The organism is Klebsiella sp. JN_Kp121 (genome assembly GCF_040062145.1).
GTDB classification, from domain to species: domain Bacteria; phylum Pseudomonadota; class Gammaproteobacteria; order Enterobacterales; family Enterobacteriaceae; genus Klebsiella; species Klebsiella aerogenes.
Genome location: NZ_JBEAHX010000028.1, coordinates 113460 through 137923 on the forward strand (window position 1 = coordinate 113460; position 24464 = coordinate 137923).

The following is a 24464-nucleotide window of genomic DNA, read 5'->3' on the forward strand; positions in this document are numbered from 1 at the left end:
TGGCGGAACGGGTTAATCAGGCCCGACGTTACGGTGAATTTAAATCGTGCGGCGGGCAAACTCTTTCAGGCGAAAGCCGAGCAGCAGCAATGTCGCGAAATAGGCGACTACGCCAGCCACCACCACCACCATCAGACGCATCAGGCGGAACGGCATCGTCCCCTGCGACCATTCCGGCATCAGATACATCACGCCGACGAGCGCTGCGGCCATGACCAGCACCGCGATGACCAGACGCAGCAGGAAGACGAACCAGCCCGGCTGCGGCGTGAAGATTTTCTGCTTACGCAGTTGCCAGTAAAGCAGCGCGGCGTTCAGACAGGCAGCCAGACCAATAGACAGCGACAAGCCGGCATGCTTCAACGGGCCAATAAACGCCAGGTTCATCACCTGGGTCATTATCAGAGTAACAATGGCGATTTTAACCGGCGTCTTGATATCCTGGCGCGAGTAAAAGCCCGGCGCAAGCACCTTCACGACGATAAGCCCCATCAGTCCAACCGAATAAGCCACCAGAGCGCGTTGCGTCATCGCCGCATCGAAAGCGTTAAACTTACCGTACTGGAATAGCGATACCGTCAGCGGTTTGGCGAGAATGCCTAAGGCAACCGCGCTTGGCAAGGCCAGCAGGAAGCACAGACGCAGCCCCCAATCCATCAGTCGGCAGTACTCATCGTGATTGCCGCTGGCGAAACTTTTTGATAACGATGGCAACAGGATGGTGCCCAGCGCCACGCCCAGCACGCCGGAGGGGAACTCCATCAGACGGTCGGCATAATACATCCAGGAGACCGAACCTGAAACCAAGAAGGAAGCGAAAATGGTATTGATAATCAGCGAGATCTGGCTGACAGAGACGCCGAGGATCGCCGGCCCCATCTGCTTAACCACGCGAATCGCCCCTGCATCTTTCAGGTTAACCCGCGGCAGCACCAGCATACCTATTTTTTTCAGATGCGGCAGTTGATACGCCAGTTGCAGGATACCGCCAACCGTGACCGCCCAGGCCATCGCCAGCATTGGCGGATGAAAATAAGGCGCGGCAAACAGGGCAAAACCAATCATGCTGACGTTGAGGAAGGTCGGCGCGAAGGCGGGAACCGAGAAGCGGTTCCAGGTGTTAAGGATCGCCCCCACCAGCGACGCCAGCGAGATCAATAAAATGTAGGGGAAGGTGATGCGCAGCAGCTGGGTGGTTAAGGCAAATTTATCTGGCGTATCGGCAAAGCCCGGAGCAGTAACGGTAATCACCCACGGCGCAGCCAGCATCCCTGCCACCGTGACCAGCGCCAGAACCAGCGTCAACAGCCCGGAAACATAGGAGACGAACACCCGCGTCGCGTCTTCGCCCTGCTTGCTTTTATATTCAGCGAGGATCGGCACAAAGGCCTGAGAAAAGGCGCCTTCGGCAAAAATACGCCGCAAGAGGTTTGGCAGTTTGAAGGCCACAAAAAAGGCGTCGGTCGCCATCCCGGCGCCAAAAATACGCGCGACGATAGCATCGCGGGCGAACCCCAGTACGCGCGAGAACATGGTCATCGAGCTGACTGCCGCTAATGATTTTAATAGATTCATTACTGTCTTATTCCACAACCCATGGAGTAAAACGCCCGCAAAAGCGGGCGCTGGAAAGTGGCGATAGTCTACCGGGTTCGCAATGAATTACTACTGTCAGTTGTTACAACCAGTTATTCGCTCATCGCCTCGCGCCAGAGCTTTTCCACGATCCGCTGGGCTAAAAGCGCCTGCTCGCCGGCGGTTTCCGGAACCGTCTGATTTTGCACGCATTCGATAAAGTGGCGAGCGCAGCCGTCGAATCCGCGCTGTTCAAGTGTCGTTTGCCAGCCGGGCGCCGGGCGCTGCAGGATACCGCTGCCCCGCTCTTCACGCCACTCGCGCATATCGCACACCTCATACAGTCCGCCATCGGTCACCGCCTGCACCCACTCACGCTGGCTTCCCGCGCGACGATGCATACTGGTGGTGATCTGCAGTTGCCCCGCGCTGAAGTGATGCTCGGCGTAGAGCATTTCCCCTTGAGAAGTGGTTTGCAGGACCCCGCCGTCCACCCGCGTTTTATCTCCCGCCAGCCACAGCGCGGTATCGACAACATGCAGATAATCATCCAGCAGGGTAAAGCGCAGCTCTTTGCCCACGCTATCGCTACGGTGCTTATCCATGCGCAATGACGCTGCGTCATTGAGATGCGCTTTCAATTCACGATACAACGGCGCAAAGCGGCGATTGAAGCCCACCATTAACGTTAAACGCCGACGTGCCGCCAGTTCAACCAATGATTCGGCTTCGCTGAGCTTGTCCGCCAGCGGTTTATCCACGCAAACATGAACGCCTGCATTCAGCAGATGATGAACCACTTCATAATGTGAAGCGGTTGAGGTATGGACAAATACCGCATCACATTGCGCCGCCAGCGCATCCAGAGACTCGGCATAGGGCAGACGCCAGGTTTCGCAGATGCGTAACGCTTTCTCTTTTCCTGGCGACCAGGCGGCCTGCAGCGTCCAGCCATCAGCGGCGCCCAGCACCGGCAGCCATGCCTTTTGCGCAATGCCGCCAAGTCCAACCACGCCAACACGTAATTTCGCCGTCACGGTTACTCTCCTAAATGAGCCAGTAGTGAATCAAGGCGTACTTTGAGCTCAGCGACTTCACTTTCCAGCGCCTCAACGCGCGCCTGCAAATCGTCATTCGGCGGCGACACCGCCTCGACCACGGTGATGAGCGAATCCATGTCATCACAAAACAGGTGCATATAGCGGCTTTCGCGTTTACCCGGTTCGCGCGGAAGGCGCGCGACGTAAGGACCGTCTTCACGACTGGCCAAATTGTCGAGCGTGCTTTCCACCTCGGCCATGTCGCGGAATTCATACATCCGCTGCGCGCGGCTACGCAGCTCGCCTGGCGTTTGCGCACCGCGCAGCAGCAGCGTCGTGACAATGGCGACTTCCGCCGCCGTTAATTTGAGATCGCCAAATTCCGAATTGCAGAAGCGCTGTTCATATTTGGTCACCCGGTTGCCAAAACCGCTTACCGTACGCAGGTAGTGGCGTTTGACCAGCTCATCCAGCAAATCCTGGACGTCGCTTTCCGCCAGCGACATTACCGGCTCACGGTTGGTTTTCTGGTTACAGGCGGTAACCACAGCATTCACTGATAGCGGATATTGTTCCGGCGTGGTCACCTGCTTCTCCAGCAGGCAACCAATGATGCGCGCTTCATGCGCGGTTAGCTGATATTTCATGTTGTCTCCTTAGCGCCCTGGTGTCCAGTCAGTGGCCGTTAACGCCGTCAATACGTGGTCTCGCCATTGCCCATCAATGAGGAGGTAGTCCTTTGCGTAACCCTCTTTTTCGAACCCGAGCCGGGCAAGCAGATCGCCGCTGCGTTTGTTATGCGGCATATAATTGGCCATGATACGGTGAATATGCTGCGTACGTTGCATATAGCGAATCGCCGCGGTCAGCGCTTCAAACATCAGCCCCTGCCCTTGCCACTTTTCACCAATGGAATAGCCGAGATAACAGGCATGAAATGAACCACGCACCACATTTGAGAAATTCGCTACGCCAATAATCTCTTTCTCATCAGGATCGAGTAGCGCGAAATAAAAGGCCGAACCCTGTTTATGAAACTCCGTAATCATCGATAATCGCGCCTGCCAGCCGGAAGGATAACAGTGGCTTTCATCGCGCACCGGCTCCCAGGGTTTCAGGAACCCCTTGTTTTCCGCGTAATAATCGGCCAGACGCCAGGCGTCACGATCGTGAACCAGCCGCACCACCAGCCGGTCCGTCGTCAAACGCACCTTGGGTACGTTACTGCGATAGCCAAACATTCCTCACTCCTGTTCCCTGCCCCAAACTAATATCTTTCACTATACCTTCCCTGAGTGAAGGTGGGAAAACAGCAACATACCATTTTCTGCACCATCTCCATTTTTCGATGAATAGGCTCAATCGATCTTGCTTTTTGATAAAAAAATATTGTCGCCAGTATGCTGGGAAAATAACCGCCGCCCCCGCAGAATATCTAAGCTTATCTTTCTTTTTCCCTGGAGGGGAAATGTCCCGCGTATCGCAGGCAAGGAGCCTGGGTAAATATTTCCTGTTAGTCGATAACATGCTGGTTGTGCTCGGCTTTTTTGTCGTATTCCCACTGATATCGATCCGTTTTGTCGACCAAATGGGTTGGGCGGCGCTGATGGTCGGTATCGCCCTCGGTCTACGTCAGCTGGTGCAACAAGGTTTAGGCATCTTCGGTGGGGCGATTGCCGATCGTTTCGGCGCCAAACCGATGATCGTCACCGGCATGCTGATGCGCGCCGGCGGTTTCGCGGCGATGGCCGTCGCCCATGAGCCCTGGGTGCTCTGGCTCTCATGCATTTTGTCTGGTCTCGGCGGCACCCTGTTCGACCCGCCGCGAGCGGCGCTGGTGGTCAAACTGGTGCGCCCGCATCAACGTGGTCGTTTCTTCTCTATCCTGATGATGCAGGATAGCGCCGGCGCGGTCATCGGTGCCCTGCTCGGCAGTTGGCTATTACAGTACGATTTCCGTCTGGTGTGCAGCGCAGGGGCAGCGCTCTTTATTGCCTGTGCCGCATTTAACGCCTGGTATCTGCCGGCATGGAAACTCTCGACGGTCAAAACACCGATCCGCGAAGGACTGGGGCTGGTGTTACGCGATAAGCGCTTTGTCACTTACGTGTTGACCCTGACCGGTTACTACATGCTGGCCGTGCAGGTGATGCTCATGCTGCCGATTATGGTTAACGATATTGCGGGCTCTCCGGCGGCGGTGAAATGGATGTATGCCATCGAGGCGACAATCTCCCTGACGCTGCTGTATCCCATCGCCCGCTGGAGCGAGAAACGTTTTCGTCTTGAGCATCGTCTGATGGCGGGTTTGCTGGTGATGACGGCGGCGATGCTGCCGATTGGCTTAACCAGCACGCTACAGCAGCTGTTTACCTTAATCTGTATTTTCTATATCGGCTCGATCATTGCCGAACCTGCGCGCGAAACGCTGGGCGCTTCACTGGCTGATGCCCGCGCTCGCGGCAGCTATATGGGTTTCAGCCGCCTTGGTCTGGCATTTGGCGGCGCGCTGGGGTATGCCGGCGGCGGCTGGCTGTTTGATGCAGGTAAAGTGCTTAATCAACCTGAACTACCGTGGCTGATGCTGGGCATTATCGGCTTTGCAACTTTCATTGCGCTATGGTGGCAGTTTAGCCAGAAACGGTCGGCTTCCGGCATGCTGGAACCGCGCACCTGACAATCAGCCAAAGTGGTAATCCTTTTTTTCAGCATTTTCCGCTAGTACAAGCGGGGCTAGCAGACCATGCTGCTTTGTGTCAGGATTAGCTATGGCATGACGTTAAGGAACCCAATGAAAAAGATGTTGATCGCGGCCGCGCTGATTGTCAGCGGCCTTCTGAGCGGATGTAACCAGCTTACGCAATACTCCGTTAGCGAGCAGGAGATTAACCAGGCGCTGCAGAAACGTAACCACTTCGCTAAAGATATCGGCCTGCCTGGCGTAGCGGATGCGCACATTGAGCTGCAAAACCTGACCAGCGCCATCGGTCGTGAAGAGCCGAATAAAGTGGCGCTGAGCGGAACCGCTAATCTGGATCTGAATTCGCTGTTTGGCAATCAGAAAGCGACCATCGACCTGAAGCTCAAAGCGCTGCCGGTGTTCAATAAAGAACAAGGCGCAATTTATCTGCGTGAAATGGAAGTCGTCGATGCGAAAGTTAAGCCGGAAAAGCTCACCTCCGTGGTACAGACGCTGATCCCTTATCTGAATCAGTCGCTGCGCAGCTATTTCAATCAGCAACCAGCCTACGTTCTGCGTGAAGATGCCAGCACCGGTGAAGCCTTAGCGAAGAAATACGCTAAAGGCATTGAAGTGAAACCGGGCGAGATCATCATCCCCTTCACTGATTAAACAATAAGGGCGCTGAATATGGCGCCCTTAATTTTTTACGGAAATGAGTGCAAAGGAAAACGTTTACGCTTATCCTTAGTGCCCGGCAAAAAACAGCCCTGATGACTGAACCAATTAGCCGGAGCCTTCCATGACAGCACAACCCCAGGTATTGAAAATCCGCCGCCCTGACGACTGGCATATCCATCTACGCGATGATGATATGTTGCAAACCGTCGTGCCTTACACCAGTGAGTTTTATGGCCGGGCGATCGTGATGCCGAATCTGGTACCGCCGGTAACGACCGTCGCTGCTGCCATTGCTTACCGCCAGCGCATCATCGATGCGATTCCCGCCGGGCATGATTTCACTCCGCTGATGACCTGCTACCTGACCGACACGCTCGATCCGGACGAACTGGAGCGCGGATTCCGTGAAGGCGTATTTACCGCAGCCAAACTCTACCCGGCAAACGCCACCACCAACTCCAGTCACGGCGTGACCAGCACCGATGCCATTATGCCGGTGCTGGAACGGATGGAAAAACTGGGCATGCCGCTACTGGTACACGGCGAAGTTACCCATGCTGATATCGATATCTTCGATCGCGAAGCGCGCTTTATTGAGACGGTGATGGAACCGCTGCGCAAACGGCTGCAGGGGTTAAAAGTGGTCTTCGAACATATCACCACCAAAGATGCCGCTGAATACGTGCGCGACGGCAACGAACTGCTGGCCGCCACCATCACGCCGCAGCATCTGATGTTTAACCGCAACCATATGCTGGTTGGCGGTATTCGCCCACATCTATATTGCCTGCCGATCCTCAAGCGCAATATCCACCAGCAGGCGCTGCGTGAACTGGTCGCCAGCGGGTTCAGTCGCGCGTTCCTCGGCACCGACTCCGCTCCGCATGCACGCCACCGTAAAGAGGCCAGTTGCGGCTGTGCGGGCTGTTTCAATGCCCCGACCGCGCTTGGTAGTTACGCCACCGTCTTTGAAGAGATGAATGCGCTGGAACATTTTGAGGCTTTCTGCTCGTTGAATGGCCCGCGTTTCTACGGCCTGCCGGTGAATGAAAGCTACGTTGAACTGGTACGCGAAGAGAGTACTGTCGCCGAAAGCATCGCCCTTCCTGGCGATACGCTGATACCGTTCCTGGCCGGCGAAACCGTGCGCTGGACGATGAAAAAATAAAGTTTTTTGCCCCCTGTTGTAAATGTGCAAGCGTTACTGTATAAATAACCAGTATATTACCCAGGGGGCCATTATGCGCATCGAAGTGTCAATTGCCAAAACCACAGCCTTACCCAACGGCGCGCTGGAAGCGCTGAATAACGAACTCGCTAAGCGTATCGCTCACTATTACCCTGAACGTGAAAACCAGGTCACGGTACGTTATGCCGCCGGCAATAATTTATCTGTCATCGGTGGCCTGAAAGAAGACAAAGACCGGATTAGCGAAATCCTGCAGGAAACCTGGGAAAGCGCCGACGACTGGTTTATCCACGACTAAGCCTCCGGGTCTGCTTACACAAAATCAATTTGCTCCCTCATTGTGCTTTTTTTTGCCGGGTCGCCCCGGCTTTTTTATCTCCGCTTATAACTAAGACTTTCCTTAATACCCTGATAAATTCCTTAAAAAATAATGAGACCCAGGACGAAACTCGCGCAAAAAACCGCCAATCAGCGCAAAATTTGTCGCTATTTATTTATTTTCTCGAGTTTGTACTTAACTGCTGATATAATTAACCTGCTTCAGAAAACAAGCATTAAACCTCGAGAATTGTTGTCTTTTAACATATGAATAAGGGGTTATGATGGAAAAGAATAATGAAGTCATCCAGACCCATCCCCTCGTCGGATGGGACATCAGCACCGTTGATAGCTACGATGCGCTGATGTTGCGCCTGCACTACCAAAACCCCACCCAAGAAAGCGATAAAGAAGCAGAAATTGGCCAGACGCTATGGCTAACGACGGACGTCGCACGTCAGTTTATTTCTATTCTGGAAGCAGGAATAGCGAAGATAGAATCTGGCGATTACCAGGCAAATGAGTATCGCAGACATTAGCATCACCGATGATGTCTAAATATTCACTGAACAGGCACCTGCGGGTGCCTGAATTATTTTTCGCGCTTGTACATCCGGCAGATGTTAATTACCCTGCTAATAAAACAATAACCCGGAACTCACCATGCAATACGACCTCATCATTATCGGTAGCGGCTCCGTTGGCGCTGCCGCTGGCTATTACGCCCGCCGCGCCGGTCTGAATGTCCTGATGACCGATGCCCACAAACCGCCGCATCAGGAAGGCAGCCACCATGGCAACACGCGTCTGATTCGTCACGCTTATGGCGAGGGCGAAAAATACGTACCGTTGGTGCTACGTGCCCAGCAGCTATGGGACGAATTCGCGCAAGACAGCGGCGAGGCCGTATTCGAAAAAACCGGCGTCATTAACCTGGGCCCGGCCAGCTCCGATTTTCTCAATAACGTGGCCCACAGCGCGCGTCAGTTTAAGCTTAACGTAGAGGAACTGGACGCTGAAGCTGTCATGAAGCGTTGGCCGGAGATTCGTATCCCACAAGATTATCGGGCAATTTTTGAGCCGGCTTCCGGTGTATTACGCAGCGAACTGGCGGTTGAAACCTGGATCCGGCTGGCGCGTGAGGCGGGTTGTGCCCAGCTCTTCAACTGTCCGGTGACCGCGATCCATCATCATGCCGATGGCGTGACCATCGATACCGCTGACGGCAGTTACAATGGCAAAAAACTGCTGATCAGCGCCGGAACCTGGGTAACGAAATTATTGCCGGAACTGCCCATTCAACCGGTACGTAAAGTCTTCGCCTGGTTCCAGGCCGATGGTCGCTATAGCACGAAAAATAACTTCCCTGCTTTCACCGGCGAACTACCGAATGGCGATCAGTATTATGGCTTCCCGGCGGAAGACAACGAATTGAAGATCGGCAAACACAATGGCGGCCAGCTGATTTCCGAACCGGGCGAGCGGAAACCGTTTGGCGCTGTCGCCAGCGATGGGTCTGAGTCGTTCAACTTCCTGCGCAACGTGCTGCCCGGAATTGGCGGCTGCCTGCACGGCGCCTCCTGTACGTACGATAATACGGTAGATGAAGATTTCATCATTGATACGCTTCCCGGTCACGACAACACATTACTCATTACCGGTTTAAGCGGCCACGGTTTCAAATTTGCCCCGGTACTTGGCGAAATTGCGACGCAATTTGCGCAAGGTGAAACGACGGAGTTTGATTTGACTCCCTTCTCGCTGGCGCGATTTTCACAATAATAGCCAGCCATAAAACGAAACGGCCTCAATGGAGGCCGTTTATTGATTGAGAACGTTTATGCGTCGCCTGTATCACTGGTTAGTCAACAATGTGCGCGAGCACTTTATGATTTATCTCGCGCTGTGGCTGCTGCTAGCAGTAATCGACCTCATCTGGTTATGGTTTTACTGACGGGTCGGGATCCGGGATACCTAATTTGGTATTAAGACGACCACGGGATTTATTAAAAATCTTATTGCCATTCTCTCGCCCCGCCCGCAGTTTGCGCTGCTCCTCTTCCGGCAGTTTATGCTCTTCCATACAGGCTTCGCTGCAGCAACCGGCAAATTTCTCGGCACAAGCCGGACACTGAATAAACAGCAAATGGCAGCCGTCGTTCAGGCAATTGGTGTGGCTGTCGCATGGTGCGCCGCATTGATGGCAGTGGGCAATCACATCATCAGAAATACGCTCGCCCATTCTTTCGTCAAAGACAAAGTTCTTACCGATAAAGCGTACCGGCAATCCCTGTTCACGGGCGCGGCGCGCATACTCGATAATCCCGCCTTCGATGTGCCATACCTTATTGAAACCGCTATGCTTCATCCAGGCGCTGGCTTTCTCACAGCGAATACCGCCGGTACAGTACATGACAATCTTCTTGTCTTTGTACTCCTGCATCATCTCAACCGCTTTCGGCAATTGATCGCGGAAGGTATCCGCCGGAATTTCCATCGCGTTCTCAAAATGACCGACTTCGTACTCATAATGGTTACGCATATCGATGAATACCGCGTCCGGATCGTCCAGCATCGCGTTCACTTCCGCCGCTTTCAGATACTCGCCCACATCAGAGGGATCAAAGGTTGGGTCATCAATACCGTCGGCCACAATGCGGTCGCGGACCTTGAGGCGCAGGACCCAAAAGGATTTACCGTCATCATCCAGCGCGATGTTCAGACGTAACCCCTTTAGCGCCGGATCGAAGCTATCGAGAAATTCACGCAGCGCTGCGACCTTGCTTTCCGGCACGCTGATCTGCGCATTGATACCTTCATGGGCCAGATAGATGCGGCCAAAGACGTTCAGCTTAGTCAACGCCAGCCACAGAGCGTCGCGGGTCGCTTTCGGGTCAACGATAGTGAAATATTTATAGAACGAGATCGTCGTGCGCGGCTCGGTCTCAGCCAGCATCTGCGCCTTTAACGTCTCATTTGAAATGCGGTTGTGTAACACTGGCATGGTGTACCTGCTCGACATAGGAAATGAGTAAAATAAACGGCGGGCATCATATAGCAAACACCGTTAATTTACATCCCTACATTTTACGCTACATTTCATCCACGCGGTTTTCAGCCGTTAACAATCGGCTTCAGCCGGAGACTGCTTTTGGCGGTAGCGGAAAAAAATGCGATAATAGAACGCGTTGTTTAATCAGACAGGTATGAAATGACCCATTTACCGAAATTTTCCGCCGCGCTGCTCCATCCGCGCTACTGGCTGCTTTGGCTGGGCATAGGCCTGTTGTGGTTAGTTGTCCAACTCCCTTATCCGGTTATCTACCGTCTCGGTAATGCCATTGGTCGTCTGGCGATGCGTTTTATGAAACGCCGCGCAAAAATCGCTTATCGTAATCTTGAGCTCTGCTTTCCTGAGAAGAGCGAGCAGGAGCGTCATCAACTGGTAGTTCAAAACTTCGAGTCAGTCGGCATGGGCCTGATGGAGACCGGGATGGCATGGTTCTGGCCAACCCGACGCATTGCGCGCTGGACAGACACCATCGGCTTTGAACATGTCCGCGACGTGCAGGCACAAAACCGCGGTATCCTGCTGATTGGCATTCATTTCCTGACGCTGGAAATGGGTGCGCGCATGTTCGGCATGAACCAACCCGGTATCGGCGTCTATCGCCCGAATGACAACCCGGTTATCGACTGGCTGCAGACCTGGGGCCGCCTGCGTTCCAACAAAGATATGCTTGACCGTAAAGATCTCAAAGGCATGATCCGCGCGCTGAAAAAAGGCGAAGTGGTCTGGTATGCCCCGGACCATGACTACGGCCCGACCGCCAGCGTCTTCGCCCCCCTGTTCGCCGTCGAGCAGGCCGCCACCACTTCCGGGACCTGGATGCTGGCGAAAATGTCTAAAGCGTGCATTGTGCCATTCGTCCCACGGCGCAAACTGAATGGCAAAGGCTATGAGCTCATCATGCTGCCGCCGGAATGCGATCCGCCTCTGGAAAACGCAGAAACTACCGCCGCGTGGATGAACAAAATCGTCGAACAGTGCATTTTGATGGCGCCAGAGCAATATATGTGGCTGCATCGCCGCTTTAAAACCCGTCCGGAAGGCGTGCCTTCGCGCTACTGATTGACTCACTATCCGGGCGGTTCTCTGCCCGGATAAATTCTACCGCCAGTCCTCTTAAATACTCCTTTAGCTTTAAAAGCTATGCTCCATTGCGACAACCATTTCTCAGGCGCATAATTAGCAGGCTCATATTTTCCTTTATTTTGACCCGCGCCGCGGGCCAGTGAGACCTTATGTCGTCTGCTGATACACCTATTAACTGGAAACGAAATCTTACCGTCACCTGGCTTGGCTGCTTTTTAACCGGCGCCGCCTTTAGCCTCGTGATGCCTTTTTTGCCGCTCTACGTCGAACAGTTGGGCGTCACCGGCCATAGCGCGCTGAATATGTGGTCAGGGCTGGTCTTTAGCATAACCTTCCTCTTTTCCGCCGTTGCCTCGCCGTTCTGGGGCGGATTAGCCGACCGTAAAGGGCGTAAGATTATGCTGCTGCGTTCGGCGCTGGGGATGGCTATCGTCATGATGCTGATGGGCATGGCGCAGAACATTTGGCAATTCCTGATCCTGCGCGCGCTGCTGGGTTTACTGGGCGGGTTTATTCCCAATGCCAATGCGCTGATCGCCACCCAGATCCCCCGTCAGAAAAGCGGCTGGGCGCTAGGAACGCTTTCAACCGGCGCGGTAAGCGGCGCCCTGCTCGGCCCGCTGGCTGGCGGTTTCCTTGCCGACCACTGGGGGTTGCGCACCGTCTTCTTTATGACCGCCACGGTGCTGTTTATCTGCTTCCTGTTCACCCTGTTTTTAATCCGCGAAAACTTTGTTCCGGTGAACAAAAAAGAGATGCTCAATGCCAGGGACGTTTTCGGTTCGCTTAAGAATCCTAAACTGGTGCTGAGCTTGTTCGTCACCTCATTGATTATCCAGGTCGCTACCGGCTCCATTGCGCCGATCCTGACGCTCTACGTGCGCGACCTGGCAGGTAACGTCAGTAATATCGCCTTTATTAGCGGCATGATTGCTTCCGTACCCGGCATTGCCGCCCTATTGAGCGCGCCACGTTTAGGCAAGCTCGGCGATCGCATTGGGCCGGAAAAGATCCTGATAGTTGCTCTGGTTATCTCCGTGCTATTACTGATCCCGATGTCATTCGTTCAGACGCCGCTGCAGCTAGGCATTCTGCGCTTTTTGCTTGGTGCCGCCGACGGCGCGCTGTTACCCGCCGTACAAACCCTGCTGGTGTACAACTCCACCAGCCAGATTTCGGGACGTATCTTCAGCTATAACCAGTCGTTTCGCGATATCGGCAACGTCACCGGCCCGTTAATCGGCGCCTCGGTCTCGGCCAACTACGGCTTCCGCGCCGTGTTCCTCGTCACCGCCTGCGTCGTCCTGTTTAACGCTTTTTACTCGACCATCAGTCTGCGCCGCCCACGGCACGACGCTTCAGCGGATGACGGGGGCTCGGGTAAACGTTCGGTAAATTAAGCGCTTCAGCGCTTCTCTGCCTTGACGCCAGACTAACCGCCTTCTATAGATTGAAACGTGTTCCTTTTTCATTCTTCTTAGGGGGTTAGCTATGTCAACGGAATCAGTTTTCTACGCCACGCTCGAAGAGGCCATCGACGCCGCCCGGGAAGAGTTTTTGGCCGATAATCCCGACAGCGATGAAGAAACTGCCAACATCGAACAGTTCAATATGCAGAAGTATATTCTCCAGGATGGCGATATCGCCTGGCGGGCTGAATTCTTCGCCAGCGAAGATGAAGAAGGCGAGTGCCTGGCCATGCTCAGTGGCGAAGCGGCACAGAGCGTATTTGACGGCGATTATGACGAAATCGAGCTACGCCAGGAATGGGTGGAAGAAAATACGCTACACGAATGGGATGAAGGCGAGTTTCAGCTGGAGCCTTCCCTGGATACCGAAGAGGGGCAGACCGCAGCCGATGAGTGGGACGAGCGTTAATTACTCATAGGGGCCGTGGCTGGCGTCTAACGGTAGTAACAGCGTATCAAATACCAGCGAGAATGGCAGATCGAGAATGGTCAGATAGCGCCAGGCTGAATCACGAACATCCCACTGTACGCCGGGGTAATATTGGTTGCCATGGCCCTGCCCCGGTACCGTACGGCTAATAATGCTGCCGCAGCCGCTGAGTACCAGCGTCATGGCGATAAGCACAAATATTCTCATTCACTTCCTCTCAGGCAAAAAAATACCGGCACAATTGCCGGTATTTTCCTTAACGTACGGCTTACTTCGTTTTCAACGCCAGCGGATTCAGCGTGAGCTGCTGATACGCCCCCACCCAGGAGGAGTATTTCTCCGGGGCGTTCCACACGCGATAGTGCAGACGCGACATCGTTACCGGATCGCTTAACAGCACCAGCCGACGATCGCGGTTGAGTTTATCAGGCGTTTCATTCAGCGCCTGCTCAACGTGGCGTTCACGGGCGATATCCAGAATACGGCCGTGGCGGTGACGCGCCGTAGCCATTGCCGTCGCCAGAGCATTGAACGATGGGTTAAACACCGCATGCATAAAACCATCGCCCAGCGAACGCTGACGGTTCAAAGTCAGGTAAGCATCGGTATCTTTCAGTACCTGCGGCGGCGAATACTCTTCCGGGATCAGGAACAATTTCCAGCGTTTAGTGCGCAGACCTACCGTCGCGCGGCTGGAAATAGCCGAGACAAACGGAGAGAGGATCAGCGACACGACGATAGGCGCCAGCCAGAACAGGAAACGCAGATCCAGCCACGCCATGCCAACCGCCCATACCAGCCCCAGCAGTAGCTGCGAACCGTGACGCATAAAGGCCTCGCCCCACGGTGTTGAGTCATCATCGCGCTGCGGTGAGTTCCACACTACCTCCCAACCGAGGAACGCGCTGACCACGAACACGGTATGGAACAGCATGCGCACCGGAGCCAGCAGCACCGAGAACAGTACCTCCAGCAACAGGGAGAGCGTCACGCGGAAGAAGCCGCCGTACTCTTTCGGCCCCTTGCACCACACCAGAATGATACTCAGCAGTTTTGGCAGGAACAGCAGTACCATGGTCGAAGCAAACAGCGCGATAGCCAGTTCCGGACGCCATTGTGGCCATACCGGGAACAGCTGACGCGGCTGCAGGAAGTATTGCGGCTCGGTCAGGGCGTGCACGACCTGTAGCGCCGTCGACAGCGCGAGGAACATAAACCACAGCGGCGCCGACAGATAGGACATGACGCCGGTCAGGAACACCGCACGGTGTACCGGGTGCATCCCTTTCACCAGGAACAGGCGGAAGTTCATCAGGTTACCCTGACACCAGCGGCGGTCACGCTTCAGTTCATCCAGCAGGTTCGGCGGCAGCTCTTCATAGGAGCCAGGCAGATCGTAGGCGATCCAAACGCCCCACCCCGCACGGCGCATCAGCGCAGCTTCCACGAAGTCATGCGAAAGAATCGAGCCGGCAAAGTTACCTTCGCCCGGCAGCGGCGCCAGCGCGCAGTGTTCGATGAAAGGCTTCACGCGGATAATGGCGTTGTGACCCCAGTAGTGCGATTCACCTAACTGCCAGAAGTGCAGCCCGGCGGTAAACAGCGGGCCGTACACGCGGGTGGCGAACTGCTGGCAGCGCGCATAAAGGGTATCCATACCGGAAGCGCGCGGCGAAGACTGGATGATCCCGGCATTCGGATTCGCTTCCATCAGGCGCACCAGCCCGCTCAGGCACTCGCCGGTCATTACTGAGTCAGCGTCGAGCACCACCATGTAGCTATACTGGCTACCCCAGCGACGGCAGAAATCATCGATGTTGCCGCTTTTACGCTTCACACGACGACGACGGCGACGATAGAAGATCTGGCCTTCACCCTGCACTTCGGCAATCAATTCCATCCACGCTTTTTGCTCGGCAACGCAAATATCCGGGTCGTAGCTGTCGCTGAGCACGTAAACGTCAAAATGCGCAGCGTTACCCGTCGCTTTCACCGATTCCCAGGTGGCGCGCAGGCCGGCAAACACGCGGTCAACATCTTCATTACAGATAGGCATGATAAGCGCTGTACGGTGTTCCGGGTTCAGCGGCTCGTCGCCAACGGTGGATGCCGAAATACTGTACTTATCACGCCCGATCAGCAATTGCAGGAAGCCCATCAGCGCGGTCCAGAAACCGGCCGAGACCCAACAGAAAAGTACCGCAAAGAGGATCAGGATGCCGGTCTGCAACACGTAAGGGAGTAGCTGCATGAAGGAGACCCATAGATCCTGGCCAACCATATCGGATGGATTGATTAGCGCCCACCCCTGATAAGGGAGGATGGTCTTCATATACCAGGTGGCCACTACCGTTTGCGCCAGCGTCAGCAGCAGCAAAATGTAGCGACGAATGGTGCCGACGGTACGCCATTTCTGTTCGCTTTCACGCTCTTCTTGCGTGAGGCGAGAGAGATAGCGCGGAGTCACGTCACGGCCACGCAGGCGATCCCAGAAGCGGCCTACCGGGTTGGTACGCCACGGGTCGGGGATCATTGAGGAACGTTTCGCTTTCGGCATCGCATGAAGCTGCGTGCGCCCTTCATCATCTTTCACCAGCTGATCGCCGGACAGAGAGTCCGGCCAGCTATGCTCCAGCCGCGCTTTTACCGATCCTAACGGGGAATCTTCATCACGCGGAAAATGATGATGCTCTGCGTCAAGCGCTTCATGTACGGCTTGCAGGCTCGCATCAGGTAATGCGGCCTTTTCAGCATCCGACAGCGGCAATGCGTCGATATAATTCGTTATCTTATTCATTGGCAGGCAGCTGATAGCTCCAGGTTTCGCTCAGCGTCTGATCGCCATTGACCAGCGCCGCACGCATTTCCGTGGTTTTCTTCGGATCTTTCACTTTCACGCGCAGGGTCATACGCCAACCTTTGATAACCGGGTTATAGCGCACGGAGTTTTCCACGATTTCGGCATTATCGCCGATGCTCGCCTGCGCCGTTACCGGAGTGTCCGCCGCCATTTTTTTCATGTCAGCGCCGGTGAAATCAACGATGAAAGCGATAGTGCCATCTGGCTGGCGAATGAGGTTAGACTGCTTCACATCACCGGTTGAGCGGCGAGTCTGCACCACATAAGCGCTATCTGGCGCATGCAGTTTGTCTTCATCGCGGCTGAAGGTAATGGAGTATTTGAAGTTCATCTCTTTGCCTGGTTCCGGCAGCTGATCCGGGGTCCAGTAGGTGACGATATTGTCGTTGGTTTCATCGTTGGTCGGGATTTCAACCAGTTCGACTTTACCTTTACCCCAGTCGCCTTTCGGGGTGATCCACGCGCTCGGGCGCTGGTCGTAACGATCGTCGAGATCTTCAAAGCGGGAGAACTGGCGGCCACGCTGCAGCAGGCCAAACCCTTGCGGGTTTTCCATCGCATAACTGCTGACGGCCAGATGTTTCGGGTTATTCAGCGGACGCCAGATCCACTCGCCGTTACCGGCAAGAATCGACAGTCCGTTGGAGTCATGTAGTTCCGGACGATAGTTAGTCGTCGGCGACGGTTGGTTCGGCCCAAACAGGAACATACTGGTCAACGGTGCCACGCCGAGTTTACCGACTTTGTCACGCAGATAGACCTTCGACTGCACATCAACCACGGTGTCGCGCCCAGGCATAACCACAAAACGATAGGCGCCAGTCGCACGCGGGGAATCCAACAGCGCATAGATAGTTAAGCGCTTATCGGTCGCTTTCGGGCGCTCAATCCAGAACTCGCGGAAACGAGGAAACTCTTCGCCTGACGGCAGCGCGGTATCGATAGCCAGGCCGCGGGCGGAAAGCCCGTATACCTGACCCTGGCCAAGAACGCGGAAGTAGCTGGCTCCGAGCATGCTGACGATTTCATCATTCTTGTCTTTGCTATTGATCGGATACAGTACTTTAAAACCGGCGAAACCAAGGTCTTTCACCGTGTCTTTATCGTGTTGCACATTGCCAAAATTAAAATAATCCGGGCTATATTTAATTTTACGTACACTAGTGCTGGTCACTTCATTAATAGTAACCGGCGTGTCGAAATACATGCCCTGGTGGTAAAATTCCAGCTTGAACGGGGTCTTCAGGTTATTCCAGTATGCTTTGTCGTGATTGAACTGGATTTGCTGGTAATCCGCGTATTTCATATCGCGGAAGGCGGAGGGCAGGTTACTTTTCGGCGCTTCATAGCCTTTCCCGGCTAACGTTTTCGCCTGTTTTGCTACGTCATCAATGCTGAATGCCCATGCAGATGAAGTACACAGGGACAACATTACGGCTGCGCTTAACCAACGCATTTTCATCATCTGTGGTTTATGTTTCATAGTAAGTAAGCACTTCCCCCTTTGTGTGCTTAAATCGATCCGATCTATTTTAATGGAAACTCAGGCAATCCGACAACATAATCCCTGCATTGTTCAGCTTAGCGGACCAGGGAATAAACAGTTCTCTGTCCCATATTGCACTTTGCGTACTTATCCTGGAGACAGATACCCTGAGTTCATGTAGGGTTGCTGGGAATGTAACCGTTATCGCCACGAGTGATAAGACGAATTGTCTGAGATTGTTGTGAATTTATGAATAAAACACCAGTAGAGCGTGAATATTTCTTCGACAGCATCCGCGCCTGGCTGATGCTGCTGGGGATACCCTTTCACATTTCGCTTATCTACTCCAGCCACAGCTGGCATGTGAATAGCCTGGAACCCTCCTGGGGGTTAACGCTGTTCAACGACTTTATCCATGCTTTCCGCATGCAGGTCTTCTTTGTTATTTCCGGCTACTTCTCTTACATGCTGTTTCTACGCTATCCCCTAAAGAAATGGTGGAAAGTACGCGTAGAGCGCGTTGGCATTCCGATGCTCACCGCGATTCCACTTCTGACTTTGCCGCAATTCTTGATGCTGCAATACGTTAATGGTAAAGCGCAAAACTGGCACACGCTCTCCGGCTATGACAAATTCAACACCCTGGCATGGGAGCTTATCTCTCATCTGTGGTTCCTGCTGGTGCTGGTCGTGCTGACCACTCTCGGCGTGGTGCTGTTTAAGTGGCTGGCCAATCGAGGGAAAACGCAGACCGCCAGCTTTGGTGACACTGTCACATTTGGTCAATTATCGCTTATTTTCCTTGGACTTGGCGTGTTGTATGCGGTAATTCGTCGCACTATTTTTATCGTTTACCCGCCGATTCTCAGCAACGGACTGTTTAACTTCATCGTTATGCAGACCCTGTTCTATCTGCCGTTCTTTGTTCTCGGCGCGCAGACGTTCATCAACCCGCGGCTAAAAGCGATGTTCACCACCTCATCACCCTGGTGTTTTGTCGGCGCACTGCTGGGCTTTATCGCCTATCGTCTTAACCAGCAGTATGGTTCCGGCGATGGCTGGATGTATGAAACCGAATCGGTGATTACCATGGTGCTGGGGCTGTGGATGGTGAACGTGGTATTCTCGCTGGGCCACCGCCTGCTCAACTTCCAGTCCGCTCGGGTGACTTACTTCGTCAACGCCTCGCTGTTTATCTACCTGGTGCATCATCCCCTCACCCTGCTGTACGGGGCGTGGATTACGCCGATAATAAAATCGAATCTGTTAGGTTTTATCGCCGGACTGGTGTTTGTGGTGGGTATTGCGCTGGTGCTGTACGAAATCCATCTACGTATTCCGCTGCTGCGCTTCCTGTTCTCAGGCAAACCGCAGCAAAAACCGGCGAAAGCGCCGGTGTCGGTTAACTAAAATCCGCAACCGGCAGCGCGCCTGCGTGCTGCCGTTGCCGCGATTCATTCTGCCTGCAATAATCGCTGATAGATCTCCGCCGTTTCGTTATCAAAGCAGACAAAGCACACTCGTTCCAGTGGATTATATCGGGTGAGGAAAGCCTTCACCGTTTTCACCGCAATTTCCGCCGCCGCCTGTTTCGGATAGCCATATACGCCGGTGCTGATAGCCGGAAAAGCAATAGATCGATAATTATTGGCTGCCGCCAGCAACAGACTATTGCGATAGGCATCCGTCAGTAATTCGGCCTCTTGCTCGTCACCGCCGTGCCAGACGGGGCCGACTGCATGAATCACCGCGCTGGCCGGTAGATTACCGGCGCTGGTGATAACCGCATGCCCGGGCGGACATTCGCCCTGCTGCTGACGGACTATTTTGCAGGCTGCCAGTAGTTCCGGGCCCGCTGCGCGATGAATGGCGCCATCAACACCGCCGCCGCCCAGTAACGATGGGTTTGCCGCGTTGACAATAACATCTACCTGCAACGTCGTGATATCGCCGAGAACCACCTCAGGTTGAACAACCATTTCCCCCTCCTGTCGGCAAACGTCTTCATACTTAGCGTGGTGTCTACTATGGCATGATAGCCCCCCAGGCGGAAGCCTGAGGGGCGGTAATTAGCGATAATTCACTTCGAGGATAGCGCGGGTATGTTGCGGATCAATATACTTTAATTGTGCTGAACGGACGGCGTCATTGCTGTAATTTCCCGTCGTCAGCACCTGCGGCGAAAGCGCCCGTGTAGGCAGCTGCGGGCAGGCCATTTCAATCTTTTCGCTCACACTATTGGCTTCGCAGGACGGATCGACGACCTGCCCATAAATGGCGACAACGCCGTCGGTCGGCGCGGCGTGCACTGCTCCAAACAAGCACGACAACATCAGACATGGCATCGCTAAGGCGTGGATTTTTTTTATCACGGCAGTCTCCTCTGTTTAATAGCAAAGAAGCAACAGGCCATCCATGAGCGCACTGCGCCGCCAGAATACGGCAAGGCAATGATTGCGTTATGAAATACAAATATATTACTTTTTGTTTTCTTTTTGCTAACAAAATCGATTCATCTTGATTTTGCTACAAAAAAGCAGCGTGAGAATGTCAGGAGAGAGGCGCGGCGAAGGCCCCCGCTGGATCTGCAGGGGCCTTGCTATTACCGATAACTCACTTCGAGAATAGCGTTGGTGTGCTGGGGATTGATAAAGGTGAACTGTGTAGATTTGATATTGGCATGTTGCAGATCTCCCCGGGCTACCTGCTGGGCAGAAAAAGTGACTGACTTCTGCTTAGCGCAAGCCATCGAGACCTGATCTTCTGAAGAACGAATTTTACAAGGCGGTTCGACAACGCCGCCGTGGAAACGAATCACGCCGCTTGCGGCGTTAGAGGTAGTTGAAAAAGTCAATAAAGCGGGAAGGAAACAAACTGTAGCAAGTAGTACGCCAGTCATTTTTTTCACGGCAAAACCCCTCTGCGTAACGGTCAAAAAAACCTTACAAATCATCCATGAGCGCAGTTGAATACAAGCAACTACATACAAAATCAGTATATATATGAAGTACCCGTTGATACTTTTTTCTCTCCGTTTTTGCAAACGGTATCAAATTATTATGGTTTGTTTGCTCAAAATGTCTGCATTAAGAGGAAAAAACAATCGAAGAGGGGTTGATGCGAAAAGGCTTTCATGTAGTGAGTGACGGGAAGCTTACTCCCGTCGTCGAGGAAATGTGAAGAAAATCAGACGTTATCGTTAGCCAGAGACTTATTCTTTGCCGCTCGCGCCGCCAGCCACAGCCCGCTGTTTTTCATGGCATAGCCAAAGACCAATCCCAGCGCCAGCGATGGCACGACAATGCGCCAGTCGCCGCTCGCGGCAAAGGTCGCGCAGGCGCCGATAAAGGTTCCGGGAACAAAAGAGAGCAACAGCTGACGCGCCTGAATACACATCAGGAAGGCGACTATTCCGGTCATCACATAGCTGAGGATTTCCAACTGCGGCGCCAGCGCGCTACCGTAAATAATCACCAGCGCCCATATCACGCCGCTCATGACAGTGCAGGCGGAAATCAACAGCCCTTTCAGGCCGCCCTGTGGGCAAGCGAAATAGGCCGTACAGCCGAGGAAACCGGCCCAGCTCAGCAGGCCAAGTGAGACCGCCACCCATCCCCAAATACCGGAGAGAATGCCCGTCGTGAGTGCGATTGCGAAGAGTATGTTCATGCCGCGTATCATAGCAGATACGCGGCAACCAAATGCGATCCAGAACACACAATATGAATGCGTGAGTTTGCTGTTTCACACTAAAAGTGACTTAAATCACAATTATTCGTCGTTTTCTTCCTGCAGCTCATCCCACATGGCGGATATAGCTTCACGCGTGAGTAGCGCCATGGTACGCCAGAATGCGGTTTGCGCATGCGCCTCGACTTTACCGAGGAAGGTGCCGCACCACGGTAAGAGGTAATCGGCAAACAACGTTTCCAACGTTTCGCTTTCGTCATCAGAGGCATGATCTTCAAGCCAGGATGCGGCCAGCAGTAGGGATCCAATATGATCGGTTGGCCCGTCGCCAGTAGGAATACCGTGTTGAGTGAGAAAACCGCGGACTTCCGCTTCCGTGGCGCCTTCAACCCACGCGCTGCGATAAGGCGAGACCGCACATTCGTCACCAACGAACAGGGCGTTGTAATCAGCGGTTAACGGCTGGGTATCACAACTCTTCTGCAGACGCTCCAGTAATTCATCCTGTTCCAGCGGCCAACTGGCGGCCAGCTTGCCATCGCGAATCAGCGTGAACAGCGGCACCAACAGCGGGTCCTGCGGCTGACGATAGTACAGCGAGCCCAGCACGCGACAGAGGATTGAAAATTCATTCATACAATATGTTCCAGTGGTTCAAATTAAAGGTCTGCAAATTCCGCAATCGCCGGCATTCCGCGTGATTCGAGGAAATTCAGTAGTCGACGCGGACTGACGTTAAGGATCCGCTCTTCCGGGAAATTCACCGCGTCGAGGATTTTGCGACATTCGGTAAATTCGCCAAGCGTAAAGGCGGTATGGGAGTCCGAACCCAGCGCCACCCAACCACCCGCATCACGCACGGCGGCGGCGATTGCCCGGCAATTATCTTCACTACCGATACGCGATGAAAGGAAAGAGGAATTATTAATTTCCAGCGCCACATGATGCTTTGCCGCTGCTTCGGCTACTGCCGGAATATCGATCGGGAATTTCGGATTGCCTGGATGGCTAATCATGTGGACTGCGCCACTGGCAATCGCGGCAATCATCGCTTCAGTGTGGGTGGCTTTATCCTGAGGCGGGAATACCGGCTCATGAAAACCGGCAATAATCAGATCCAGCGAGGTCAGCATTGGTCCGGTACAGTCAATTTCACCCTGGGTATTTTTAATATTCGCTTCAATGCCGCGCAGAATGCCGACGCCATCTACCAGACGCGGCCAGATACGCATATTGACGAAATGCCAGTAGTGCGGCGCATCGGCCATATCCGGGCCGTGATCGGTGATGGCAAAAAGTTTAATGCCTTTACGTTTGGCCTCGGCAATATAGTCATGCAGGGTACTATAGGCGTGGGTGCTGGCGACGGTATGCATGTGCAGGTCAACAGGATACATCACAATCTCCTCCTCTGTTTGTGGCAAGAATAGCAGGAATCAGGAGTCATGATCAGTAAAAACCCCGCCGTAGCGGGGTTATCGATTAGTAGCCGCGTTGGCGATCGACCTGCCCGCTGACCGTTTCACCACGCTCCAGGTGGCTAATAGTGCTGGCGATGTAGGCAATTGCTTCCTGCGGACGGGTAACAGCAGCAATATGCGGCGTCATGGCCACGCGCGGATGCGCCCACAGCGGGCTCTCTTTCGGCAGCGGTTCTCGGCTAAAGACATCCAGCATCGCCCCTTTCACCTTACCGCTGTCAAGCGCGGCCAGTAAATCCGGTTCAACGATATGTACGCCGCGGGCGAGGTTCAGAACATAGCTGTTATCCGGAAGTTGAGAGAGTAAAGTTTCATTAATGATGCCGACGGTTTCAGCCGTATTTGGCAACAGGTTGATCAGCACGCGGGTTTGCCGTAAAAATGCGCCCAGTTCTTCCTGACCGGCAAAACTCTCAACTTGCGGCCAGGATTTGTGGCTACGGCTCCAGCAGCGCACTGGGAAACCCCAGCGCAACAGGCTTTCCGCGACTTTGCCGCCCAACACCCCTGCCCCCATAATGCCGATAGTGAAATCTTCGCGACGGTATTCCGGCAACGGCTGCCAGCGGGATTGCAGCTTCAGCGCCTGATAATCATCAAAGCGGCGGAACCAGTGCAGTACCTGGCTTACCGCATATTCCTGCATCTGCAGGCCCATACCGGTATCTTCGAGGCGGAACAGCGGGATCGAAAGCGGCAGCATTTCCGGATGCTCCCGCAGCTTGCTAAGAATAGAATCCACGCCTGCGCCGAGGGCAAAAACCGCCTTCAATTTGCGGCCTTGCAACATTTCTACCGGTGGATGCCAGACCAGCGCATAGTCGGCTGGTTGATTGTCGCCAGGTTTCCACTCACGAACTCGCGCTCCCGGCAGATGTTTTTCCAGCTCTGCGATCCAGTAGGGGGTATCGAACGTCGGGTGGTAAAAAATAATCTCCATAATGACTCCTGATTACTGACGCGTGAGTAGGTTGAGGTTTGCGTCGTGTTTTACTCTTTGTTTTGTATTGGTTTGCCAGCATAACAAATTTCGTATCGCTATCGAGGAATAAAGAGAATGGTGACAAAAAAAACGATTCCCGCGCGTTTAAGAAGCAAGTTGTTTGAAGTTTGGCTAAACGCATCTTTTTTTAAAAAAGTTGATTGACGGGAGATACGTATTTCCCTACATTAGCGCCCGTTCCCAGCAACAACGGGAAAGACAATATGGTGAGGTGTCCGAGTGGCTGAAGGAGCACGCCTGGAAAGTGTGTATACGGCAACGTATCGGGGGTTCGAATCCCCCCCTCACCGCCATATTCGAGATGAGAGCTCGTACGAAAGTACGGGCTCTTTTCTTTTATATTCTCCGTACGGGGGGATGAGAACCCCCGACCGGGGTTCGACAACTGGCGCAGCCAGTTGGACAG

At 53.9% G+C, this 24464-nt stretch carries 26 protein-coding genes and 1 tRNA gene; 12 read left to right on the top strand and 15 right to left on the bottom strand.

Translation table 11 applies throughout. The annotated features are described in order from the left end of the window. Positions 1 to 39 precede the first annotated feature (39 nt). The 4 genes from murJ to rimJ form a co-directional block, all read right to left on the bottom strand. The gene (murJ, locus tag ABLU86_RS19700) at positions 40 to 1575 is read right to left on the bottom strand and encodes a murein biosynthesis integral membrane protein MurJ (RefSeq protein WP_015367200.1); all 1536 of its coding nucleotides are present in this window, start codon (positions 1573 to 1575) and stop codon (positions 40 to 42) included. Between the two features lie 113 nt (positions 1576 to 1688). Continuing rightward, the gene (locus tag ABLU86_RS19705; protein ID WP_015367201.1) at positions 1689 to 2612 is read right to left on the bottom strand and encodes a Gfo/Idh/MocA family oxidoreductase; all 924 of its coding nucleotides are present in this window, start codon (positions 2610 to 2612) and stop codon (positions 1689 to 1691) included. A gap of 2 nt (positions 2613 to 2614) precedes the next feature. Then, positions 2615 to 3262 (bottom strand): YceH family protein, encoded by a 648-nt coding sequence (locus ABLU86_RS19710; protein WP_015367202.1) that lies wholly within the window; start codon positions 3260 to 3262, stop codon positions 2615 to 2617. 9 nt (positions 3263 to 3271) lie between these two features. Continuing rightward, entirely contained in the window at positions 3272 to 3856 is a 585-nt protein-coding gene (gene rimJ, locus ABLU86_RS19715; RefSeq protein ID WP_015367203.1) for a ribosomal protein S5-alanine N-acetyltransferase, read from the bottom strand. A gap of 227 nt (positions 3857 to 4083) precedes the next feature. Here rimJ and mdtH point away from each other — a divergent pair, with 227 nt between their 5' ends. The 7 genes from mdtH to ABLU86_RS19750 all read left to right on the top strand — a co-directional run bounded on the left by mdtH (position 4084) and on the right by ABLU86_RS19750 (position 9437). Beyond that, positions 4084 to 5292, top strand: a complete 1209-nt coding sequence (mdtH, locus tag ABLU86_RS19720; protein ID WP_015367204.1) for a multidrug efflux MFS transporter MdtH — start codon at positions 4084 to 4086, stop codon at positions 5290 to 5292. 114 nt (positions 5293 to 5406) lie between these two features. Further along, positions 5407 to 5967, top strand: a complete 561-nt coding sequence (locus ABLU86_RS19725; RefSeq protein ID WP_015367205.1) for a lipoprotein — start codon at positions 5407 to 5409, stop codon at positions 5965 to 5967. A 130-nt stretch (positions 5968 to 6097) separates the two neighbouring features. After that, positions 6098 to 7144: a dihydroorotase gene (gene pyrC, locus ABLU86_RS19730; protein WP_015367206.1), complete on the top strand. Its 1047-nt coding sequence runs from the start codon at positions 6098 to 6100 to the stop codon at positions 7142 to 7144. A 73-nt stretch (positions 7145 to 7217) separates the two neighbouring features. Next, the gene (gene dinI / locus ABLU86_RS19735) at positions 7218 to 7463 is read left to right on the top strand and encodes a DNA damage-inducible protein I (protein WP_015367207.1); all 246 of its coding nucleotides are present in this window, start codon (positions 7218 to 7220) and stop codon (positions 7461 to 7463) included. Between the two features lie 304 nt (positions 7464 to 7767). Continuing rightward, positions 7768 to 8022, top strand: coding sequence for a biofilm formation regulator BssS (gene bssS / locus ABLU86_RS19740; protein WP_015367208.1), 255 nt, complete (start codon positions 7768 to 7770; stop codon positions 8020 to 8022). Between the two features lie 124 nt (positions 8023 to 8146). Beyond that, a complete protein-coding gene (gene solA / locus ABLU86_RS19745) occupies positions 8147 to 9265 on the top strand; it encodes an N-methyl-L-tryptophan oxidase (RefSeq protein WP_015705029.1) in 1119 nt (372 codons plus the stop codon). Positions 9266 to 9323: 58 nt separating this feature from the next. Then, complete coding sequence (locus ABLU86_RS19750; protein WP_015367210.1) at positions 9324 to 9437, top strand: YceO family protein; 114 nt, start codon at positions 9324 to 9326, stop codon at positions 9435 to 9437. Here the strand turns inward: ABLU86_RS19750 and ABLU86_RS19755 are convergent. Next, positions 9423 to 10487 (bottom strand): rhodanese-related sulfurtransferase, encoded by a 1065-nt coding sequence (locus ABLU86_RS19755; protein ID WP_015705028.1) that lies wholly within the window; start codon positions 10485 to 10487, stop codon positions 9423 to 9425. The genes ABLU86_RS19750 and ABLU86_RS19755 overlap by 15 nt on opposite strands. Positions 10488 to 10694: 207 nt before the next feature. Here ABLU86_RS19755 and ABLU86_RS19760 point away from each other — a divergent pair, with 207 nt between their 5' ends. From ABLU86_RS19760 to ABLU86_RS19770, 3 genes are all read left to right on the top strand, one after another. Then, positions 10695 to 11615: a Kdo(2)-lipid IV(A) acyltransferase gene (locus tag ABLU86_RS19760; protein ID WP_048230773.1), complete on the top strand. Its 921-nt coding sequence runs from the start codon at positions 10695 to 10697 to the stop codon at positions 11613 to 11615. Positions 11616 to 11788: 173 nt separating this feature from the next. Then, positions 11789 to 13039 carry a multidrug efflux MFS transporter MdtG gene (gene mdtG / locus ABLU86_RS19765; protein ID WP_015705027.1) on the top strand — a complete coding sequence of 417 codons (1251 nt, stop codon included), beginning with the start codon at positions 11789 to 11791 and terminating at the stop codon, positions 13037 to 13039. A 91-nt stretch (positions 13040 to 13130) separates the two neighbouring features. Then, positions 13131 to 13517 carry a MysB family protein gene (locus ABLU86_RS19770; protein WP_015705026.1) on the top strand — a complete coding sequence of 129 codons (387 nt, stop codon included), beginning with the start codon at positions 13131 to 13133 and terminating at the stop codon, positions 13515 to 13517. On the opposite strand, the gene ABLU86_RS19775 is transcribed toward ABLU86_RS19770, so the two are convergent. From ABLU86_RS19775 to mdoG, 3 genes are all read right to left on the bottom strand, one after another. Then, positions 13518 to 13745, bottom strand: a complete 228-nt coding sequence (locus tag ABLU86_RS19775; RefSeq protein WP_015367215.1) for a YceK/YidQ family lipoprotein — start codon at positions 13743 to 13745, stop codon at positions 13518 to 13520. A 61-nt stretch (positions 13746 to 13806) separates the two neighbouring features. Further along, positions 13807 to 16335, bottom strand: coding sequence for a glucans biosynthesis glucosyltransferase MdoH (mdoH, locus tag ABLU86_RS19780; RefSeq protein ID WP_015705025.1), 2529 nt, complete (start codon positions 16333 to 16335; stop codon positions 13807 to 13809). After that, on the bottom strand, positions 16328 to 17881 hold the full coding sequence (gene mdoG, locus ABLU86_RS19785) for a glucans biosynthesis protein MdoG (RefSeq protein WP_015367217.1): 1554 nt from the start codon (positions 17879 to 17881) through the stop codon (positions 16328 to 16330). The genes mdoH and mdoG overlap by 8 nt, the downstream gene beginning before the upstream one ends. 252 nt (positions 17882 to 18133) lie before the next feature. On the opposite strand from mdoG, the gene mdoC reads away from it, so the two are divergent. After that, positions 18134 to 19294 carry a glucans biosynthesis protein MdoC gene (mdoC, locus tag ABLU86_RS19790; RefSeq protein WP_015705023.1) on the top strand — a complete coding sequence of 387 codons (1161 nt, stop codon included), beginning with the start codon at positions 18134 to 18136 and terminating at the stop codon, positions 19292 to 19294. A gap of 44 nt (positions 19295 to 19338) precedes the next feature. On the opposite strand, the gene ymdB is transcribed toward mdoC, so the two are convergent. From ymdB to ghrA, 7 genes are all read right to left on the bottom strand, one after another. After that, positions 19339 to 19863, bottom strand: coding sequence for an O-acetyl-ADP-ribose deacetylase (gene ymdB / locus ABLU86_RS19795; RefSeq protein WP_015705022.1), 525 nt, complete (start codon positions 19861 to 19863; stop codon positions 19339 to 19341). A 90-nt stretch (positions 19864 to 19953) separates the two neighbouring features. Continuing rightward, positions 19954 to 20256: a type 1 fimbrial protein gene (locus ABLU86_RS19800; protein ID WP_042892198.1), complete on the bottom strand. Its 303-nt coding sequence runs from the start codon at positions 20254 to 20256 to the stop codon at positions 19954 to 19956. A gap of 230 nt (positions 20257 to 20486) precedes the next feature. Then, positions 20487 to 20783 (bottom strand): fimbrial assembly protein, encoded by a 297-nt coding sequence (locus ABLU86_RS19805; RefSeq protein WP_223575861.1) that lies wholly within the window; start codon positions 20781 to 20783, stop codon positions 20487 to 20489. Between the two features lie 287 nt (positions 20784 to 21070). Next, entirely contained in the window at positions 21071 to 21553 is a 483-nt protein-coding gene (locus ABLU86_RS19810) for a DUF1097 domain-containing protein (protein ID WP_015705019.1), read from the bottom strand. Between the two features lie 102 nt (positions 21554 to 21655). Next, entirely contained in the window at positions 21656 to 22210 is a 555-nt protein-coding gene (locus tag ABLU86_RS19815) for a molecular chaperone (RefSeq protein WP_015705018.1), read from the bottom strand. Between the two features lie 23 nt (positions 22211 to 22233). Beyond that, positions 22234 to 22971 (bottom strand): phosphatase, encoded by a 738-nt coding sequence (locus tag ABLU86_RS19820; RefSeq protein ID WP_015367224.1) that lies wholly within the window; start codon positions 22969 to 22971, stop codon positions 22234 to 22236. Between the two features lie 85 nt (positions 22972 to 23056). Further along, entirely contained in the window at positions 23057 to 23995 is a 939-nt protein-coding gene (gene ghrA / locus ABLU86_RS19825) for a glyoxylate/hydroxypyruvate reductase GhrA (protein WP_042892192.1), read from the bottom strand. A 268-nt stretch (positions 23996 to 24263) separates the two neighbouring features. Here ghrA and ABLU86_RS19830 point away from each other — a divergent pair. Then, a tRNA-Ser gene (locus ABLU86_RS19830) sits at positions 24264 to 24351 on the top strand. The last annotated feature ends 113 nt before the right edge of the window (positions 24352 to 24464 follow it).